The following is a 20,351-nucleotide window of genomic DNA, read 5'->3' on the forward strand; positions in this document are numbered from 1 at the left end:
TATATTATTCCGGCTATAGCTATTCCAGCATCATTATAGCTAGTTCTCGTAGGAAACCAGCCTAACCTTTTTTAATTCTATCTTATTTTCTTGAAAATGCTGTATTAAGCGCTGATTCTAAAGTTGCTCAACGTAAATCAGAGATAATCTTATAGTATTTTTTCATGATGTTCTACCATAGTTTTTTATAGTTAATGTTTTAAAAAACGTCTTATGATTATTTCATATCCCCACCCAATGAGCATAAGTATGCCTATTCGTAAATAAATAGGAAACTGATAAATAAGATATGTGTTAACTAATTCAAAAATGATTAATAAGACTAAAATAGAAATAAATGACCAACTTTTAGTGATATACTTCATCTAATATCCCTCTCTTTATGAATTTATTCCGCGCACTCTAGCCTTAGTCGTATTCCAGATATTTACTAATAAGTTGACCCCATATCATTGTGAGGATGAGTTTGAGCTTTAGATTGAATATAACCTATCTCTAAAATGACGGTTTTACTATTTTGGAACAGATTAGGTGCTGTTTATTTTTCTATTGATTGAGTGAGACACATAAATACCGATTTTCAACGTTTGGTCTTATTTATTTTGATTGTCTTCATATATTCTAATTCTTTTTTTACATGAACAAGCATATAATAATCTTCAACATAAAGGCTTTTTACTAATATAAATAAATTATTCGATTTAAAAATCCCAAAAATGAATGTCAGTGGAAAAAGACTGATTAGAAAAGTACTAAAATTTATACTGCCTTTCTCAAAAAAATTTTGGATAAGATAGATCGTGATAGGAAAACACAAAGCTACGATAAAGTTTTGGTAAATACTTAACATACTGGTTCCGTGGTTTTCTTTCTTTTTGATCAAGTATTCCACATCAAAAATCAATTGATTGATACTTCGTTCGTCGAGCATTCTTTCAGCTTTTCGTTTATATAAATAATTATGGTATTTTTTAGGACGACCATGCTTTGTTCGATATCTTTTATAGTAACAGAATAACAGAAACGCAGTCGCCACGATGAATTGGTAAAAGATTGTTTCAATATTATTATAAACATGAGGCTTCCCAGTTAAATATAAAAAACTACTACCCAAAATAACTAGAATAAATAACGTATTAATCCATAGGCTAAGAACATATAAAAACAGATAAAAGGGTTTGATTACCCACATGTTTCTGAATGAACTTGCTTCTCGATAGATATCCGTATAAAATTTCATTGCTTCAATTTGCTTTACTTTGAGTATTTTTGTCATTTATCCATTCTAGAGTCCTTTCTTAATCACTTGTTTGAACTGTTTATTCTTTCTATTGAAAAATTGACGGGGAATTATTCCCAAGTATGGCTGCATCACATATTTTTTGTGGATTTTTTAAACTATAACGCTGTCTTAGCGTCCATAGTATTGGCTAGCATTCAATCGAAGTATCACTGTATTAGTATATGTAGAGATTTTGGAAAAAGAATCGCTGACTAATGCAATCATTCCGTTGTGTTGAACTTTTCTGTATGACCACAATGTAAGGAACATGCTTTAAATAGATGGCCGGTTTTTCCATTCCGACAATTAATTATGATTCCTTCGCTACATTTGGGGCATATTTTTATACCCATTGGCAAAGAATTTAAAAGCTGAAATTTTAGCATCGTATCTGGTATGATTTGATTTAATAATTGTAATAACCCGTAGCGATCATACCACTCGATTTCTTTTGCTTTTTCATTTTGTTCAATTTCTTCATAGACCTGTTGATAAAAAAATGAAGTGGTGATAAACATTTTTTTATCCCAATTTTTATTTGAAATTCCTGAAAAATTAGTGATATCTTTACGTCCAATCAGTGTCGGTGTGGGTTTTGCGTTTAAGCGATTGGATTTTGCTTGTACCGCGATCCGCTTTTTTTCTTTCGTCAAAATTAAATCGACACCCCCATCTCCCACATACTTACGATGATCTTTGACATAACTTTTCTTCGTTATCTCAACCCCGTATCCTGCTAATCGGAAAGCTGCTGCTAAAAATTGCTCAAAATGTTCTCCTTGCCTCACTCGATCATCTTGGCTACTACCGAAATCTTTATCCATGTCACTTAAAAAGTCGATTACGATCTTCTCATCTTTCTTTTGCACAAAAGACGTTTTTCTTATTTCTAAGTATTGTTTGGAAACCACTTCTTGGGCGTTGCTTTCCAGTTGATTGGCTTCTTTGAATTTTTGTAAGAATTTAAAAACCATTATTTTCTCCTCTCGCTTATCGTTCTGACAATTACATTGTAAATCAATAACAAGAGTATTAATTTGTTATATAATAAAAATTTTTAAATAATTTTTATTAAAAGAATCAATCCGTTGATACTTCGCTTACTAGAACTATTGTGAAGATTACAGATTTTTTAGGCATTCTCGTTGATTATCATTGATTTGAACTATCGTTTACTGGGTATCATTCCTCTCCTATACTCAAAGAAACTTTATCAAATAGGCTCGATTATATTTTAAGGAAAGCTAACTTGTGTCCGAGTCACACAAAGGATTTTTCCTATTTGGAAAGATTGGATTGTTCCTTGTTCTTGTGTTGATCAAAAAATCAGAATAGTCATTCAGAGTTTTTAGCCAATTACTTAAAACAATTGCTTGTACTGACTCGCTAATCTATGATCCTTGATTTGCTTATTGGTAATAGGGTTGGCGTTTGTTTGAATCGAAGTGTCGTTATTCAACTTACTACCAATGTGGCTTTTCGATAAAACACTACATAAACTAGCCCCTCGCTCAATCAAGTCAGCGAAGGACTAGTTTTTTAGTAAATTTTTGATTGTAAAGTACCCTTAGTACAAATCTTTCTTCAATAAATCTACCTGTCTACTATTTTAGGTTTATTTCTTCATTGTCGCTATGCCCATTGTTTGTGGAATTTTTAGGATTTCAATGATTGGCAGAAGCATTAGCGCCCCTAAAACAGCAAAACCTAGGCTATAAGCCAGTGGAATCGACAGCTGGATTTCCAATAAATGAATCACCAACGTAATAAATGATACCCCTAATCCTTGAGCTAAAGATTGGACAACTGTATTCAATGTATTGGCACTATTGCGTTCTTGTGGTGGAATTTCTGATAAACTTAATCCCATAAACGCTGTGAGTGCGAGCGAGCGTCCGATTCCTGAGGCAAAAGCTAGTAACATAATAATCGCTGGAAACGTGGTTGATTCAATGAAAACTAAACAGAAAGAACTACTCAAAATCATTAGGAATGACGCAATCAATGCCCCTTTGTAGTTAAGTGAGCGAATAATCGATGTCGTGAAGGGTTTGATCCCAATATTTCCAATAAAAATGAAAATAACATAACTTCCTGCAACGACTGCTGACCAATGAAAAATATTTTGTAAATAGATCGTCAACAAGTATGGCATCGCTCCGACAGATAACCAAAGGATTGCCCCACTGGTTTGGCCGATTCTAAAAGAAGTTTTTGATAGGGCTTTTAATGAAAATAAGGGTTGTTCGACTTTATTTAAATGTTGATATGTGAACAAAAGAAATATTATTCCACTCACGATACACACAATTCCTGCTATCTCAAATGAAAGACCGTCTCGTGAAGATAATTCTGCACCGACTACCAGTAAGGTGGATGCCGTTGCCATTTCCAAAAAACCGAGCCAATCAAATTTATTTTTGATCAGGTCATGGTCTGACGGAATCAATGAATATCCTAGGATCAAGATCGACATACCGATTGGCAAATTGATCAAAAAAATCCAATGCCAACTTAAATAGGTAATGATTGCTCCACCCATTATAGGAGCGATCGCAGGTGCGATTAATGCTGGCCAAACAAGATAACTCGTCATTTTTAATAGTTGATCGACTGGCGTTTTTTCAAAAACGATCAATCGTGCAGTAGGTGTCATCAACGCTCCAGAGAAACCTTGTAACATTCGCATTCCTAAAAGAACCCCAAAACTAGGCGCAAGGGCGCTCCCTAATGAACTAATGGTGAATAGGAAAACAGCCAGAAGCCAGATTTTTTTCTTACCAAAATAATTGGCTAACCAGCCACTCATTGGGATAAAAATCGCCACTGTGACTAAATACGCACTGATTAAAAGTGAGATTTGTGACATACTTGTTGAAAAAGTGGTCGCCATTTTGGGTAAAGCTGTTGTAACAATCGTACCATCTAATATTTCCATAAATAAACTCATTGCCATTACTAAGGCAATTTTGATTTGTTGCGACATGTTCTTCCTCCAAATATCACCCTTAATATATCTTTTAGATATATATTTTTTTGTATAAAAGAGACTGTAACTAATAAAAAGTTACAGTATCGTTGCTTTTTTATGACGTTTTAAAATCGACCTGATGTTAAGAACTGTCACGTTTTGTTCTACACCATGATCATGCTTATTCTTCCACATAAGGCAGTTCTGATAGAAAATCTTCTGCCCACTGGATTGCTAACTGGGCTTTTCCAAGTAATAATTCTAATTTTTTAGTCGCATACCAATGATCAATTTTTTTTACTTCGTCTAATTTTTTTAAATAGCCCTTGATTTCGTCAACCGTGATTTGTTTTTCACGTATGTAGACCATTAACAATTCTTTTTGTTCGTCTAATGAGAGATGTTGCATCGAATCGAGTTTGATTAAATAAATTTCTTCTGTATGAGCGCCACTGGGAACGTCTTGTTTCATTAATTCAAAAAATCGTTGACGTCCTTTATCAGTAATACTGGCAGTCTTTTGTGTACGGCCTTCTTCATTAACAGTAATAGTGATTAAGCCATTTTTTGCCAATTTATCTAGCAATGGGTATAAAACGCCAAAACTGACTTTGCGATTTTTGCCTAAAGAAGCCTGCATTGCATTTCTTAAGTGATAACCATTTTGTGGTGATTCCATCAATTCTCCTAGAACAAACAGTTCATTCATCATGTTTCTTCCTCCTTATCTATCTTTTAGATACAAGAATGATATATCTAAAAGATGCATAAGTCAATCACTTTTCTTTATTAAGGTAATTAAGCAAACCCACTTTGCCATTCACATTCTTTCTGTTCTTAGTTCACCATTAAATAACTATTTTTATATATAATTAATATTAAAAAACATTTATTCAAAACAAAAGAAACACATAATTAAATAACTTTAATAAAGGAACTCTAAGAACCATTACATGGTATAATGGGAAAAAATTTAGTAGGTGTTAAAATGAGAATGTTAGGAAACTTGATTTGGTTTATTTTTGGAGGCTGTATCGGTGGGATTGGTTGGTTTTTAGCAGGAGTCATTTGGTGTATAACGATCATTGGTATTCCAATCGGGTTACAATGTTTTAAGCTGGCAACTCTTAGCTTTTTCCCATTTGGTAAAGAAGTGATTTATAGCGATAGTGGGACTTCTTTAATTATCAATATCATCTGGTTGATTATCAGTGGACTCCCATTAGCGATTGCCCACGTGATTAGTGGTCTTATACTCTATATTACGATCATTGGTATTCCATTTGGTAAACAGTCGTTTAAATTAGCTAAATTAGCGTTGATGCCTTTTGGTACGAGAATCGTTCTAACCAGATCTTATTATTGATTAGATAGTTAAGAACCTGGTAACAATTTCTAGATCTAAAAAAGCCGAAGAATGTCAAAAAAGAAACAATTTTTGAGATCTTCGGCTTTTTTGTTTGGACAACTTTTAAGAAACACCAGGATAAATTATTGAAGACAACATCAACTATAGATTCACCTCTTTGATCACTGATTGTTCATATTGTTTCGTGCCAGATGATTTGCTGTTGTGCAGCTAATGGTTCTTTAATCATTGTTAAGACTTCCTCTTCAGTCAAAGCATCAGGGTAGTCACTCCAGATAGCAAAATAGGCACCTTGTACTTTTTTCATTTGTTCGTTTGTTAATCGTTGATTTTCAGGAAATTGATCAATCGTCCAGTTGTCTTGAATCTTTTGAGCTGTAGGATACTTATAACTAGCTCCTTCTCCTAAAACAAAATAGAAAAATTGATCGTTGACATTGATCAATTGATGGTCACGAGTGAGAAATTCCCCCGCAGTCGCCATTGTTGCTTGATGTTTTGTCCAATACGTAATTTGAATAGAAGGTTTTAATTTACTTTTCATGAGCAGTCCTTTTTTATAGACACCATCATTCCAAATCCTAGCTTTTTTACCTAATGTTTCGACATAGTCTGCTAACTCATTGATGTAGTCGATGAAAACATCATACTGACGAGTTGGGTCGTGGTATTCCACGATTGCTTGTGCTTTTAATGCAGGATATTTATCCAACTCTGAAAATTCAATGTATTCATCTGCCCCTAAATGGAAATAATCGGAACGATGAAATAACTCTGCATATTCTTTTATCATCTTTTTGATCATGGCGACCGCATCTTTTTTGGTGATATCAAGGGCTCGATTAGTGGGAAAAATCAAAGAATCCTCGCCTTTTCGCTCCATTTGCCATTGTGGATAGATTGCCAACAACCGTTGCAAATGGCCAGGACTATCAAACTCTGGAATCACAGAGATCCCCTTTTGCTCCGCATAATCAATCAATTTTGTCATTTCCTGTTTCGTCAAAAATTTTTCTGATGTGATTTCTGGAATTGTTTCGCATTCCAACCGAAATCCTTCATTATCAGAAAAGTGAAGTTGCAAAGCATTCATTTTCAATGAAGCCATGTAGTCTACAAGTTTTTTCAGAAAATCCATTGAATAAAATTTACGTCCAATATCTAAAATCACGCCACGCTCTTTTAAAGAAGGTGCTTTTGTAACAGATATTGGCTTGTTTGATTCATTCATCAATTAGCATCCACTCCTTATTCTGCCATTAGTTGCCAACAACCAATGCCCTCCATCGTTTTTCCTGGTACTAAAGTTTCTGATCTCTTTGTCTGATTTTTTTCAGACAGTTCTTGAATGGTAAAGTTTCTATAATCCAATCCTACCTCAGACAGCAATAAAGATGAAGCGTTTTCTTTATAAAAAAAGTAATAATCGCCATTTTTCTGGGTCACATACCAGCCTTCAGGGTAATCAAACGGTACTGCTCTTGTCTCATAGATTCCTTCGCCATATTTTTCCAACCAATCGCCTAGTCTTTCTAAAATCGCTACCGCTTCTGTAGGTAACTCTCCATTTGGTTTAGGTCCGATTCCTAGTAGTAGATTTCCTCCTTTTGCAACGATCTGGACGAATGATAGAATAACTTCTGCTACTTCTTTATATTCATCATTTGGCCAATAACCCCAATTTTTGGTTAATGGGATATTGCTTTCCCATACTTTGACTGGTGGTTGTTCAGGTATTTTTCTTTCTGGTGTCACATAGTTCTCATAGGCCCCACCAATTGTTCGATCGACAATCAAAAGATCTGGCTGAGAATGCCTGACTTCACTCGCTATTCTTTCCATATCGAGTTGTTCATTGCCCTGATTCACCCAGCCTCCATCTAACCATAAGATATCAAGTTGGCCATAATTTTGACTAATTTCAATGAGTTGATTCGTAACAAACCGATCATATTTCTGCCAGATTTCAGGCAACTCTTTTGGGTTATAATTTGCATATCGCCCAGTCGCTTCTCTTTCTGGCAACCAATAATAAGAGCTATGCCAATCTGGTTTTGAATAATAAGCACCTGTCGCTAGTCCTTCCTTTCTAAAAGCGGTGACAACTGCCTTAAAAATGTCTGCTTGAGGCGCTTTATGGTAAGGACATGTCGCTGCAGTTACTTTATAATCCGAATACTTTGTATCATACATTGTAAAGCCGTCATGATGTTTTGTTGTAAAAATCATGTAGCGAAAACCAGCTTGTCGGCACAGCTTTGCCCACTTAGTTGGTTCAAACTTATAAGGATTGAAACTATGGATCAACCCCCAATAATCTTCTCGTAATTCGACCATGTTCGTGCGCCAAGGTATTTTTCTTGCCCAGCTGTCTTCTTGTGACAATTGCCAAGACTCTACAATACCGGGAATACTATACAGCCCCCAATGAAAGATCACTCCCAGTTTTTGATCTTGAAACCAATCGAGTTTTTTTTGGATATTAGCGGGTAACTCCTGGTAATGATCTGTTTCGCTTTGATGGTTTTCGACAATGTCTTTACGCAGCTTACGGTCTTCGTTTTCCTGTTCAACTGCGGATACACCATGTGCTTTTTTCATGATCATCAACCTTTCTAAATAATTGAATACTTTGTTTAAAGGTAACTGTTTCAACTGTCAAATGAACTTCTCTTGGCAATACTTCTTTAAACGTTTCATCTAAATAGTATAACTGTTCTTTTGTTAGGATCATTTCAATCATTCGTTCTTCCAATGGGGTTAGATGTACTTTTTTAAATGCGAGCAATTCTTTTTCTCGTGGGGGAATAAAACCTTGTTGTTTTTTCCCGTAAATTTGAATCGTCTCTGCTCCACTATGATTACCTGTGTTTTTCAATCGACAAGAAACCTTAATCGAATGATCTTGATGATCGGTAAAGAGTACATCGGTCAATTCAAACGATGTATAGCTTAAGCCATAGCCAAAACGATAGATTGGCTTTTCAGGATAATCGGTATACGTTTCTTTAAATTGAGTATTTCGATAGTTATAATAAACGGGTAATTGACCTGAATGCTCGGGAATCGTAAACGCTAATCTACCATTCGGATTTTTCCCAAAAAGAACATTCGCGATCGCTTTTCCTCCGTATTGTCCTGGATAGCCAGCGAAAAGAATCGCTGAAACATATGGTTCAATCGCTGAGATACTATGAGGTCGGCCTTCAATCAAAACGGCAATGACTGGTTTTCCATGTTTTGCTAATTCCTTGACTAGTTTAATTTGGCATTCCGGTAGTTCGATCGAGGCTAGGTCAATATTTTCCCCACTAGTCATTTCTTGTGATCCCTGTAATGCAGCGCCATTTTTAGCAAAAGCCGTTGAAAAATCTCTGGCACTGGACCCACCTAAAGTCACGACAATGACATCTGCATTTTCAGCTACTTGATTTGCTTCGTCTAGTCCTTGAGGTAGATCAGTTGTGATCTGACAGCCTTGAGCAAAAGCCAATCGGGTAGTTGAATTTGCCGTGTGCTCTTCGATCCCCTGCAATAGATTGCAACATGATGCTATTTTTTTAAAAGGCGTGTAATCACCTAATAGATGATAGATATTATTCGCATGAGGTCCTACAACTCCAATTTGATTTAATTTCTCTTTTTTCAAAGGTAATATATTGTCATTTTTCAACAATACTAGACTGTCTTCTGCCAAAGCTGTACACAACGTTTCTTTTTGTGCCGAAGTAAAAGAAACTTTCGATGAACTTTGGCTAGAGAAAAGACCTAATTCGCTTTTCAACTCAAGAATTCTTAAAACAGAACGATCAATCACTTCTTCACTTACTAGCCCAATAGCCACTGCTTGTTCTAGATAAGGAAACACCTCGTCCCATAAGCTAAGATCAACTCCACTAGAGATGGCTTTGGCTGCAGCCATTGATGGATCGCCACAAGTTTCTGCCACTCGATCTAATGCACAACCATCGGCCATGACGATTCCAGAAAACCCGTATTCTTCTCGTAAAATTTCTTGTAACAAATGGGGATTCGTGTGACAAAATACACCATCAATATCGTTATACGCTGCCATACAGCCTTTTGCGCCAGCTTTAATTCCTGCTCGAATGGCGGGTAAATGGATTTCCCTTAACTCACGCTCTCCGATTGCCACTGGACCAGAATTATGTCCTCCCATGACGTTTCCTTGACCAGCCAAATGTTTTAACACAGCTTTAATTTTTTGTTCTTTTTGTAAACCAGTTACAGCTGCTTGGGTAAAGGCCGCTGTTAGATACGGATCTTCACTAAAACATTCTTCTGTTCTGCCCCAGCGTGGATCTCTTAATAGATCTAAAGTCGAAATCAGTCCAAGATGAGCCCCTTTTTCCTGTAACTCAGCAGCCACGATTTCCTGCAATTGTTGATAAAGTTCGGGATTCCAACTACATCCTACTGAAAAATTCGTTGGCAAAGTGGTGGCTTCTAAGGCTTGATGCCCATGGGGACATTCTTCGGATAATAAGACCGGGATTTTTAAACGGGTTTCTTTTTTCATGTATTGTTGGATCATTTGACTGACTTCTTGTGCCTCACTGGTTGTTAAACCAGTCAGCTCATTTCTTTCAGACCAAGGATCGGCACGAAATACCCCATAAATGACACCGACTGTGCCATATTTTTTCACTTCATTTTTGAAATAGTCCGTCAAAAAAAGCTTTCCATCTTTTTTTTCGTAGACTTGCCAGCCATACAATCGTTGATTCAATTGTCCAACTTTTTCTTTTAGTGTCATTTTTTGCAACAATTTTTGCAAATCACCCATCGTTCTGCTCCTTTAATTGGATTTTGAAGGTATGGATCTCGTAAGGTTTGAACACCACAGTAACTTCATGATCATTATCTAAAGCGACCGTTTCAATTGGATTTTCTAATAGATCGCAAATCTGTACATGTTGAATTGGCTGAGAAAATTTTAAGACCGTTGTTGTTTGGCGATTTTCAAATTCATAAGCCCGCATAATGATGGATCCATCCGTTTCAGCTTTCTTTAAGGTTTCCAGACAAATGTTTCGTTCTTGACAGTTCACCCACGAACCTTCTGGTAAAGTTTTCTGTTCTTGACGAACAGCCAAACAAGGGATATTTAATTGACGAGCTTCCTCTTGAGTCTTCGCTTCCTTCCACGTTTGAGCATGGCAATAAAGCGAGTAGGTGAACTGATGATTTCCTTGATCTGCTGTTTCATAAGGGTCTGTGGCGGATTTGATCAATGAGACTCCTAAATGTTGGTATTGAGCATCAAAGCCATACTTTGAATCTGTCAATAATGAAATCCCATAGCCATCATCGGATAGATCCACCCATTTATGACCACATACTTCAAACTTTGCTTTGTCCCAAGAAGTATTTTTATGCGCCGGTCGTTGTAGATTGCCAAACTGGATATCATAAGTCGCTTGATAGGCATTGACAGGCACTGGAAACTCTGCTCGAAGGAGACTATGATTTTGCTGCCAATCAACCTTCGTTTCAAAATCGATTCGTGCTTTTCCGTGAATCAAATGGATGTATTGCGTAATAGTCGAATCATAAAACTTTCTAACGATTTTCAACGTATCCCGAATCGGACCTTGATCAACAATCAATGCTTCTTGAATATCGTTAATGATTGTTGGTTTATTTTTATAGTAAAAATCAATGTCCCATGCATCATAATTTAAAGGTAGATCTTCGTAAACCAGTAGTTCGTTCACTGCTTTCTTACCAGCGATTTCTCGTTGGTTCTTTTTATCGAATGCACTGATCATACGATAGTGTTCGTCGAATAAAAGACTAAAGTCTTGTGTCTCGTATTGCTTAGTTAAAGGAGTGGTTTCCGTTTTAGTCGTGACTTCACGATCTGATTTTACAATAGTGTAATAACTCCCACCGAGAGCAGGTAAATGATCGAATCGTCCTAAGAATTGTCCATCATACGTTTTTTGGCTGACAATCGACTGACCTTGATGTTCCAGACATTCTCCTGATTCCAGTGGTAATGGAACGATGACTTGTTCACTTACTCCGCTAGGGTTGAACAGATAAAGAAACTGTCCTGCATCGTGACTTGGCAACACTGTGTCAATTAATTGGTTCATTTCAGTGAAAAGTTCGTGATAATCAATATCTGTCTGATCATAAACTTCTTTGATTCCGCTTCCTGGAAGAATATCATGGAATTGATTTAACAATAATTGTTTCCATGATTTTTCCAACATTTCAGCTGGATATTTTTCTCGGGCAAAGATACTATATAATTTTTCAACTGTCTGTAATAACGTTTCACCAAATCGATTGTTGCGCTTGTTTTTCCCGATTGAGGTGTATGTTCCTCGATGGTATTCAAAATACAGTTCTCCGAGCCACTCTTTTTCCTGATGTTTGGTCATTTTTTCTGAGAGTTCTTCAAAAAAATCAATCGCTGTGCTTTCAATGACTTGGGGCATACTCGGCAAACCTTTTTTCATACGCTTCAACGTTTCCAACATGTCTCGTGTTGGTCCTCCACCACCGTCTCCATAACCGTAAGCGATCAAAATACTGTCATTGACATCCTTATCTAAGTAGCGTTCCCAACTTCCTTTCACCGTATAAGGATCGAGTAGTCCATTGTAAGTCGTATAGTAAGGTGTCGGGCTATAACCGTCACTGATTGTCGTAATAAAATGAGTTAGCGCTCGGCTACCATCGATTCCTTGCCAAAAAAAGCTGTCATAAGGAATCTGATTGAATTGATTCCAAGAAAGTTTTGTTGTCATGAAATAGGGCGTGTTTGTTTTTTTCAAAATTTGCGGTAAAGCTGCAGAATAACCAAAAACATCTGGTAACCACAAAATTTGACTTTCTTGACCAAACTCTTCGCGTATAAATTGTTTCCCATAAAGAAATTGACGGACCAATGATTCACCTGAAGCAAGATTACAATCTGCTTCTACCCACATAGCCCCTTCTGGAATCCACTTGCCTGCAACAATTTTTTCTTTGATTTTCTCATATAGTTGCGGATAGGTATCTTTGATCAATTGATACATTTGTGGTTGACTCTGAATGAAAGTCAGTTCATCATATTCCTCCATTAATTTCAATACAGTCGAAAAACTACGTTCTCCCTTTTCAACCGCCTGCATCACTGTCCATAACCAAGCCAAATCGATATGTGTATGACCAACAACCAAGGCACGAGGAGCATTTTTTACTAAGCCTGTTTGATAAAATGCACGTTCTAAGTGTTCTTTTGCTTTCATTAATCCTTGATAATATTCTGAGCTATAAGGTTTATAAAAATTCAATTGATCAACTACTTGTCCTAATTCTCTTTCATAATAGATATAATTCGAGTCATGCTCGTTTAGCGATCGCCAACTATCCAATATCACGAACAAATCGTAATAGAGTTCATAAGACAAAGGATCGATCAGCCTTAGCTCAACCGTCAAAGGATATTTTTTTTCCTCCCGACCTGAAAAAACCTCGATTTGCAATGGAATCCGATCTCTTGAAGCATATTCTTTCGGTAACCGCAAAGTCGTATGGTTAACATCTAATCCTTGGATCAGCTGATCATCAAAATACACTTTTATTTGTGGGTTTGTCGTTGAATCCCATTCAGTTAGTGAAGAAAAGATTGCTAAATCGACTGTTTGATTTTGAAATTCATTTGGTAAACAGAGTTCTCCTGTAATTGTATAGTACTGATTTTTTTCGCCAAAATAAGCACCTCTTTCAAATTCTTTTGTCCCCGTTTCAGAATGAAAAACTAAATTCTCAACAGGTATCGCAGTTTTGATCATGTTCTTTTTTAACTCTATGATGATTCGTTGCACACGTTCAAATTCTAGTAATTTTTTCACACTATTCCTCTTTTCTAGTGAAAAGCCAGGAAACAACTAAAAAAATTGAGCTCCTGGCTTGTACTATCTGTATTATTTTTGTTCTTTTTTCCAACTATCATATTGTGTTTGCATTTCCGTGATAATTTCATCTAGTCCAGCCGCATTCATTTTTTTCTTCATATTATTCAAATTCTCTTGTGTTTCAACTGAGCCAGTGTTGATCAATGCTTTAAATTCTTCTTGTACGTTATTCAAAGCAGCAAGTTGCGTTGTCACAGCTTTCGTGTCAAAGTTGAATCCAAGTGCTGGGGATGCTTCTGCTTGCTCATTATAAGATTTCAACACTTCCCATTCGTCTGTTGGTGCACCTTCTTGGTGATAAAGATTGAAGTAATTCCCAAACATATAAAATGGCATTGTATAATTGCTATGAGCATCTAACCATTTGATTGTCTTCTCCCCAGTTTTTTCATAATGTGTTCCTTCAATACCATAGGATAAGAGATTCATCAATTTTTCGTCGGTATTTACAGCTTCTAATAGCTTCATCGCTTCTTTTGGATGTTTCGAGTTCGCACTGATCACCGTACCGCCACCCATTGCTGAAGCATTCGTCACAATTGAATCTACCATAGGCGTTACCACTACATCTTTTTTCACTTGGTCTTTGACTGTTGCTGTATCAAGTGGTCCCATCACGGTTGAAGTAACAAACCATTCTTTCCCAACAATATCGGTTTGTTTTGCCAGTGCTGCATCTTTATTGACATAGCCTTTTTTCATAAAATCTCTCACTTTTTCAACCCGTTCAACGTATGGTTTCTCAAAATAATAATTGACGATCTTCCCTTCATCTCCTTCAAGGTTGATCCCAACGGATGTTGATAATTCATCGAATTTATAAGGGTTTCGGTAACCTTCAGACATGTACCAAGGATTGATTCCTTCTTTTTCCTTGATCGTTTTGAGCCATGGTTCAAGTTCATCATAGGTTTTGATTGATTCGTACGGAACATCATATTTATCAACTAGTTCTTTATTAAAGACAAAATATTCCGTAGCAGCGATTTCTTTTTGCGCTGGTACCCCATATATCTTTCCATCAATGGTGGAACCTTTCCAAAAATTCTCGTAGATTTCAGCTTTTAATCCTTGGTTTTCATTATCAAGTAATTCTGTGATATCGTACAATGCGCCCTTTCGAGCATTGGTTAAATAATTAAATCCTCCTAGCCAAGAAGCAGTAAATGCGAGATCAAAGCTTTCTCCGGCATTGACCAGTGCGCTCATCTTTTGGTCATATTCACCCCAGTCAATTTGATTAAGAGACACTGTGACATTATATTTGTCCTTTGTATACTTATTGACCGCCTCATTCACTTTTGCCACATCTTTTTGTGGAATACCCGTTATGTACCAAGTAAGATCCACCGTACCAGACTCACTCGCATTACTGGTTTTGTTACTTGAACATCCTGTTAAAAGACCTCCTGCTAATAATGCAGCTCCTAGCAATACAAATTTTTTCATTATTTTTCCTCCTATACTATTCTTTCACTGCGCCAACAGTTAAACCACCAATAAAATATTTTTGAAAAAAAGGATATGCAATCAAGATCGGTAAAGTAGCTACTACTACCACCGCCATTTTGATCGTTTCAGTGGGTAAAGCACCGGTTTGGGTCATCCCCATTTTTCCAGCATTGTTTGCAATAAATTCAATATTATTCTCCATCTTCATCAACAAATACTGTAACGGTACCAATTGATTATTATCGGTATAAAGTAATGCTGAAAACCAATCATTCCAATAGCCTAAGGTTAAAAATAAGGCAATGGTTGCGATACCTGGTAACGATAACGGAAGTACGATTTTAAAATAAATCAACCACTCACTGGCACCATCGATATATGCTGATTCAATCAATGCTTCTGGGACAGACATTTGATAAAACGTTTTCAAAACCATGATTGAAAACGTGGACATACACAAAGGTAAAATCAATGCCCAGATAGAGTTCCTCAACCCTAAAACATTCACAATCACAATGTAATTACCAATCATCCCACCGCTAAACAACATGGGTATCAAAGAATACCTTGATAAAAACCCTCGATAAGCGTAAGTCTTTCGAGAAAGGGTATACGCAAATGTCGACATTAAAAACACACCGATGACGGTCCCAATGATCGTAATGAAAATCGTTGTACCGAAAGCGGAAAAAATCGCTCCTTCTTCAAAAATTGCTTGAAACGCTGCTAGGCTCCATTTTTCAGGTAGCAGTCGGTACCCGTTTCGTTGGATCGATTCTGAATCAGTAAAGGCGATAATACAAACTAAAATAAAAGGAACAGCAGTTAAAAAGGTCAATATCCCTAAACCCAGACTAATCAAAAGGTTATTTTTTTTACTGATTCGTCCAAATCGGTTCAAAGATTCACCTAGTGTTTTTTTTGCTTCCACTCTTTTTTCCTCCCTTAAAAGATTCCTTGTGTTTTATCGATTTTTTTGACGATCATGTTGGTTCCTAACACTAAAAAGAAGCCAACTACTGACTGCAACAGTCCACCAGCAGCTGATAAACCGATATCTCCCATAGACGACAATCCACGATAGATATAAGTGTCAATGGTTTGTGTCACATTGATAAGCGACCCTGAATCTTTTGGCACTTGATAAAACAATCCGAAGTCTGTCCGAAAGATCCCCCCTACTGCTAAAATCGTCAACATAATGATCACAGGTTTCAACATAGGAATCGTGACATACCAGATTTGTTGGAATTTTGTTGCTCCATCAAGATTAGCTGCTTCGTAATAAGATTTATCAAACCCGCATATTGCGGCTAAAAAAATAATCATATTGTAGCCCATCGTTTTCCACATTTGTACAACGACTAAAATATAAGGCCAATACTTTGCTTGCATATAAAATTGGATCGGCTCTTTCCCAATACTTATCAAAAACTGATTGATAAACCCATTTGTCGGGTCCAAAAATGCAAATACGATATAACTGACAACGACCATCGAAAGAAAGTAAGGAATAAACATGACACTTTGATACAATTTTGATAGTCGCTTACTGAAAATTTCATTTAACAATAATGCAAGGATCAATGGCACGATGATTCCCATAACAATGAACAGCACATTATAACCAACCGTGTTGCGAATAATAAGGCTAGCATTCCCACTTTTAAAAATAAATTCAAAGTTTTTAAAAGCGACCCAATCACTCTTCATAAAACTTTCAAAAAAATTACCACTTAATCGAAAATCTTTAAACGCCACTAAAATCGCAAAAAGTGGAAAATAGGAAAATATCGCAAACCAAATGATTCCTGGTAAAGAAAGGAAAAATAAAGGTCGGTTTTTTTTAAATGTTTTTAACACACGATTTTCCTGCTTCTTTTTGACAAATGTTGCTGCTAATTTTTCTTCCATCCTGTTCAACTCCTTATCTACGTTTATCATAAAGCAAATAAAGCGCTTTCTCAATTTGCGATTTTATAGATTTATTGGCAAAATTATAGACAATATTTTTTGTATGTAATAAAGACACAAAAAAGAAGAGTCTGGAATATCACTCTTCTCGAAAAATGATTCATGATTTCATTATTGGTTTTGCTACGCCTTTCTTAGTCATAAAAAATGATAAAAGAATGATTTTTCATTTTAGATTCAACGGCTCTCTTTCATTTTCGAACTTGCGTGCTTTATTGGGGGTTATTCCGTATTCTTTTTTATAATGACGATAAAATAAACTGATATCATCATATCCTAAGGCTTTTGCGATCACAGTAATTCTTTCCGTACTCTCTTTGATTCGCTGATTGGCTTCTCTCATACGAATTTTTTTATCATATTCACTAAAACTCATATTCAATTCTTTTAAAAAAAGCTGTCCAAGATAGGCTGGATTCATATGAAATCGCTCAGCTAATGATTTTAAAGAGTAGCGTTTCGTGAAATCCTGATTGACTAGATATAAGATTTGGTCAATCACTGGAGAATGACTTTTTGTGGTACAACTTATTTCAGTCAGTTTTGAACAGATCGTACCTATCTTTTTCTTAAAAACTGATTTGTCTGCTGACTTTAATGCGTAGATCAATGGTTGTAACTCTTGATAAGCTTGTTCTTGTTTTTCCAGAGTAGCAATCCCTTTGTGAAGTGCGATCAGCAAGTAATGACATACTAACGACTGAATCGGATGTTCTTTCCATTGATCAATATTGGCAATAGCTAATTGTTGGAATGCTTCAATCGATTGGTTTTCAAGATAAGCTAAACTTTTAAAATAAATTTTCTGCGTAAGTTGGTATTCGTTGATCAATGTAGTTTTAGGAAATAGATCAATGACTAATGGGTTTTCCAAGATATTTTTACTTTCCATAAATGGTTCAATACTTCGATAAGAATGTGTGATCTCAACTAATGAATGGCAGCCACTACCGATGACCGCAAATAAATCAAATGTCTCACATAAATATTGAATACTTAACCGATAATGTTGTTCTTCTTTAGGAGAAAAAAACAAAAGAAGTTTATTCGGTTCCAATAAAAGGCTATAAGGTTGGACGAATAATACCGATAACTGCTCAGAAACACGTTCAAAAAGTTTATCATTATAAAAAGCACCTTCTAGGTAAGTGATGGTATAATTTTGCCAATCCGTGATTGGTTCAAGGATGTCCTGCCATTTTGCTAATTCCGTTGACGAAATTTCTTGATGCAGCAATTTCCGCAACAAATTGACACGAAACACATCAATCTGTTGATTGTTCTTCAAATGCTGAAAGAGTTTTTCTTCTTTTATTTCTCTTGTCAACTTACCAAAAGTAGTGGCTAACTCAATAGGATCGACTGGTTTTAAAAGATAATCACTGCTTCCAATGAGAATGGCTTGTTTCAGATAACTAAAATCATCATAACTACTGATAAAGATGATTTTTATTTGTTTTTGTACACAACGTGCCTTTTTAGCAAGTGCCAATCCATCAATATCAGGCATTCTGATATCTGTTAATAAAATATCAATAGCTACCTCATTTAGGATTTTCAATGCTTCAATACCGGAAGTTGTTTTAAATGTCGTGAAATTTTTTGTGTTACCGGTTGTTTTTTTTAGCAGTTTCTCAATTCCTTCTGTGATTAACGGTTCATCATCAACTAGTAAAACATTCACACGATCTCCCCTCCTCTTTTTTTAGGCATGGTGATTTGAAATTTCACATAATCTTCTTGCGTAGTAAATGTTACGCCATACTGATGACCAAAGCGTTGTTTGATTCGATAATCTACCCCAAATAAGCCAGTAGGGGCAGTCATCTCCAGATCATGGCTGTTTTGAGCAAGTTGTTTTTGGATTCTTTGTTTTTCTACTTTTGGAATTGGCTTTCCGTTATTTACTACTTCAATGTACAACCGATCATCCTTTTCAAAACAATGGATCTCGATGAAGTTATCTTGGCGTTGCGAATCAATCCCGTGATGAATAAAATTTTCGATGATTGGTTGGATCGTAAATTTCTCAATCAGCAAAGATTCAAGACTTGGATCACAAACGATATCATAAAATAGTGCATCTTCAAAACGTATTTCAAAAAGACTAAGATAAGCATCACAATATTCCAATTCTTCCGCTAAACAAATGACATCTTTCCCCTTGATCAATTTACGGTATAATGTTGCAGCATTTAAGAGCATTCCTGCCACTGCGTGATCTTCATTTAGTTCTGCTTTCATTCGAATTGCTTCTAACGTATTGTAAAGAAAGTGTGGATTGATCTGAGACCGAATACTTTGGATCTGATAATCCTTTTGTTTAATCTTACTTTTATAAACTTGATGAATCTGGTCATTTAACTGATACGCTAATTCATCAATACTAGAAGAGATCAAAGAAATCGCATCATCACTTTTATAGTCGTCTGATTGAGCGAACTTTTCAGGGTCAAAATTCCCTGTTTTTACTTTGGTAATTTTTTGAGTTAGTTGAGAGAGTCTTCCCTCTATTTTTTGCAAATACTGAAATAGAAATGGGAAAAAACCTAAAAACACAAGGATGGCAAAAAAAGAGTAGACAGTATAGATCAAAGAATATTCTGTAAAAACATTGGCATACTTTGTCGTGGCTGTAACCACGTAATGTTCTGCTTGACGTTGGTCTAGAACATATTTTGGTTTTATCTCCGGTGGAATAGGGTTGTTTTTGTAGAAAACTTGAATATTGCCGTTGTTTCTTAACACTTGATAATGAATTTTTTCAAATAATGGAGAAATATCATAATAAAAATAGACATCTGCTGCGTAACTTAAATCTGTTTCTTTATGTAATTCTTTGTGAAATCCAATCAGATTTCTATTCTTATTTATCTTAAAAATTTGCTTTTTTGTTTTTTCGATATCGTTTGGGTCTGCCAAATGAAATTCATCCACTTTTTTCATCGTGGTTGTCTGATCTTTTTGAAAGACTACGCTACGTTTCGTCTGCGCATGATAAATAACTACAGTTGACAAATAATCATTCATTTTAAAGGACTGATTAACAAAATTTTGGGTTCCATTATACTTTGAACCGGCATGTTTCATGTAAGTAGTCGTTTTGTATTCGTAGTATTCTGCGAGTGATAAATTAGTAATTTGTCTCAAATCTTCCAAGTCAGGTTGTTCCGCATACAAAAGCGCCAGCATATTATCTGTTGCATTTTTCATCATCATAATTTCTGTATAAAAATTTAAGTTGATTTCCTTTAGATTTTCATCTCTTTTTTGATGGAAAGAAACTGTGATGAGATAAATAATAAAGAATAACACTAATAAACTAACGCTCATCCACAACATGTAACGATAAAAAGCGTGTTTCAA

Annotated in this window: 14 protein-coding genes; 1 reads left to right on the top strand and 13 read right to left on the bottom strand. The window is 35.8% G+C overall.

The window, feature by feature from the left end:
• Positions 1-580: 580 nt before the first annotated feature.
• The 4 genes from IGJ18_RS08365 to IGJ18_RS08380 form a co-directional block, all read right to left on the bottom strand.
• Positions 581-1,276, bottom strand: a complete 696-nt coding sequence (locus IGJ18_RS08365) for a hypothetical protein (protein ID WP_237558412.1) — start codon at positions 1,274-1,276, stop codon at positions 581-583.
• A 227-nt stretch (positions 1,277-1,503) separates the two neighbouring features.
• Entirely contained in the window at positions 1,504-2,256 is a 753-nt protein-coding gene (locus IGJ18_RS08370; RefSeq protein ID WP_053766763.1) for a restriction endonuclease, read from the bottom strand.
• A gap of 641 nt (positions 2,257-2,897) precedes the next feature.
• Positions 2,898-4,268: an MFS transporter gene (locus tag IGJ18_RS08375; protein WP_438843176.1), complete on the bottom strand. Its 1,371-nt coding sequence runs from the start codon at positions 4,266-4,268 to the stop codon at positions 2,898-2,900.
• A 166-nt stretch (positions 4,269-4,434) separates the two neighbouring features.
• A complete protein-coding gene (locus IGJ18_RS08380) occupies positions 4,435-4,965 on the bottom strand; it encodes a PadR family transcriptional regulator (protein WP_010737750.1) in 531 nt (176 codons plus the stop codon).
• 276 nt (positions 4,966-5,241) lie between these two features.
• On the opposite strand from IGJ18_RS08380, the gene IGJ18_RS08385 reads away from it, so the two are divergent.
• Entirely contained in the window at positions 5,242-5,619 is a 378-nt protein-coding gene (locus IGJ18_RS08385) for a YccF domain-containing protein (RefSeq protein ID WP_010718913.1), read from the top strand.
• 175 nt (positions 5,620-5,794) lie between these two features.
• On the opposite strand, the gene IGJ18_RS08390 is transcribed toward IGJ18_RS08385, so the two are convergent.
• From IGJ18_RS08390 to IGJ18_RS08430, 9 genes are all read right to left on the bottom strand, one after another.
• Complete coding sequence (locus tag IGJ18_RS08390; RefSeq protein WP_438843177.1) at positions 5,795-6,853, bottom strand: family 20 glycosylhydrolase; 1,059 nt, start codon at positions 6,851-6,853, stop codon at positions 5,795-5,797.
• 17 nt (positions 6,854-6,870) lie between these two features.
• Positions 6,871-8,223 carry an alpha-L-fucosidase gene (locus tag IGJ18_RS08395; RefSeq protein WP_438843178.1) on the bottom strand — a complete coding sequence of 451 codons (1,353 nt, stop codon included), beginning with the start codon at positions 8,221-8,223 and terminating at the stop codon, positions 6,871-6,873.
• Positions 8,192-10,429 (bottom strand): glycoside hydrolase family 3 N-terminal domain-containing protein, encoded by a 2,238-nt coding sequence (locus IGJ18_RS08400; RefSeq protein WP_438843179.1) that lies wholly within the window; start codon positions 10,427-10,429, stop codon positions 8,192-8,194. Before IGJ18_RS08400 ends, IGJ18_RS08395 begins: the two co-directional genes overlap by 32 nt.
• Positions 10,422-13,496: an alpha-mannosidase gene (locus IGJ18_RS08405; protein ID WP_438843180.1), complete on the bottom strand. Its 3,075-nt coding sequence runs from the start codon at positions 13,494-13,496 to the stop codon at positions 10,422-10,424. Before IGJ18_RS08405 ends, IGJ18_RS08400 begins: the two co-directional genes overlap by 8 nt.
• Positions 13,497-13,568: 72 nt before the next feature.
• On the bottom strand, positions 13,569-15,008 hold the full coding sequence (locus IGJ18_RS08410; RefSeq protein WP_034866998.1) for an ABC transporter substrate-binding protein: 1,440 nt from the start codon (positions 15,006-15,008) through the stop codon (positions 13,569-13,571).
• A 16-nt stretch (positions 15,009-15,024) separates the two neighbouring features.
• Positions 15,025-15,942: a carbohydrate ABC transporter permease gene (locus IGJ18_RS08415; RefSeq protein ID WP_080704589.1), complete on the bottom strand. Its 918-nt coding sequence runs from the start codon at positions 15,940-15,942 to the stop codon at positions 15,025-15,027.
• A gap of 14 nt (positions 15,943-15,956) precedes the next feature.
• Positions 15,957-16,925, bottom strand: a complete 969-nt coding sequence (locus IGJ18_RS08420) for an ABC transporter permease (protein ID WP_438843181.1) — start codon at positions 16,923-16,925, stop codon at positions 15,957-15,959.
• Between the two features lie 226 nt (positions 16,926-17,151).
• Complete coding sequence (locus IGJ18_RS08425; protein WP_438843182.1) at positions 17,152-18,669, bottom strand: response regulator transcription factor; 1,518 nt, start codon at positions 18,667-18,669, stop codon at positions 17,152-17,154.
• The gene (locus IGJ18_RS08430; RefSeq protein ID WP_242690513.1) at positions 18,666-20,327 is read right to left on the bottom strand and encodes a sensor histidine kinase; all 1,662 of its coding nucleotides are present in this window, start codon (positions 20,325-20,327) and stop codon (positions 18,666-18,668) included. The genes IGJ18_RS08425 and IGJ18_RS08430 overlap by 4 nt, the downstream gene beginning before the upstream one ends.
• Positions 20,328-20,351 lie beyond the last annotated feature (24 nt).

The sequence above is a fragment of the Enterococcus sp. AZ078 genome (assembly GCF_051714985.1).
Classification (GTDB): Bacteria; Bacillota; Bacilli; order Lactobacillales; family Enterococcaceae; genus Enterococcus_B; species Enterococcus_B hirae.

Excerpts from the sequence above, each read along its gene's own strand:
- IGJ18_RS08365 (WP_237558412.1), bottom strand. The coding sequence starts at position 1,276 with ATGACAAAAATACTCAAAGTAAAGCAAATTGAAGCAATGAAATTTTAT.
- IGJ18_RS08370 (WP_053766763.1), bottom strand. The coding sequence starts at position 2,256 with ATGGTTTTTAAATTCTTACAAAAATTCAAAGAAGCCAATCAACTGGAA.
- IGJ18_RS08375 (WP_438843176.1), bottom strand. The coding sequence starts at position 4,268 with ATGTCGCAACAAATCAAAATTGCCTTAGTAATGGCAATGAGTTTATTT.
- IGJ18_RS08380 (WP_010737750.1), bottom strand. The coding sequence starts at position 4,965 with ATGATGAATGAACTGTTTGTTCTAGGAGAATTGATGGAATCACCACAA.
- IGJ18_RS08385 (WP_010718913.1), top strand. The coding sequence starts at position 5,242 with ATGAGAATGTTAGGAAACTTGATTTGGTTTATTTTTGGAGGCTGTATC.
- IGJ18_RS08390 (WP_438843177.1), bottom strand. The coding sequence starts at position 6,853 with ATGAATGAATCAAACAAGCCAATATCTGTTACAAAAGCACCTTCTTTA.
- IGJ18_RS08395 (WP_438843178.1), bottom strand. The coding sequence starts at position 8,223 with ATGAAAAAAGCACATGGTGTATCCGCAGTTGAACAGGAAAACGAAGAC.
- IGJ18_RS08400 (WP_438843179.1), bottom strand. The coding sequence starts at position 10,429 with ATGGGTGATTTGCAAAAATTGTTGCAAAAAATGACACTAAAAGAAAAA.
- IGJ18_RS08410 (WP_034866998.1), bottom strand. The coding sequence starts at position 15,008 with ATGAAAAAATTTGTATTGCTAGGAGCTGCATTATTAGCAGGAGGTCTT.
- IGJ18_RS08420 (WP_438843181.1), bottom strand. The coding sequence starts at position 16,925 with ATGGAAGAAAAATTAGCAGCAACATTTGTCAAAAAGAAGCAGGAAAAT.
- IGJ18_RS08430 (WP_242690513.1), bottom strand. The coding sequence starts at position 20,327 with ATGTTGTGGATGAGCGTTAGTTTATTAGTGTTATTCTTTATTATTTAT.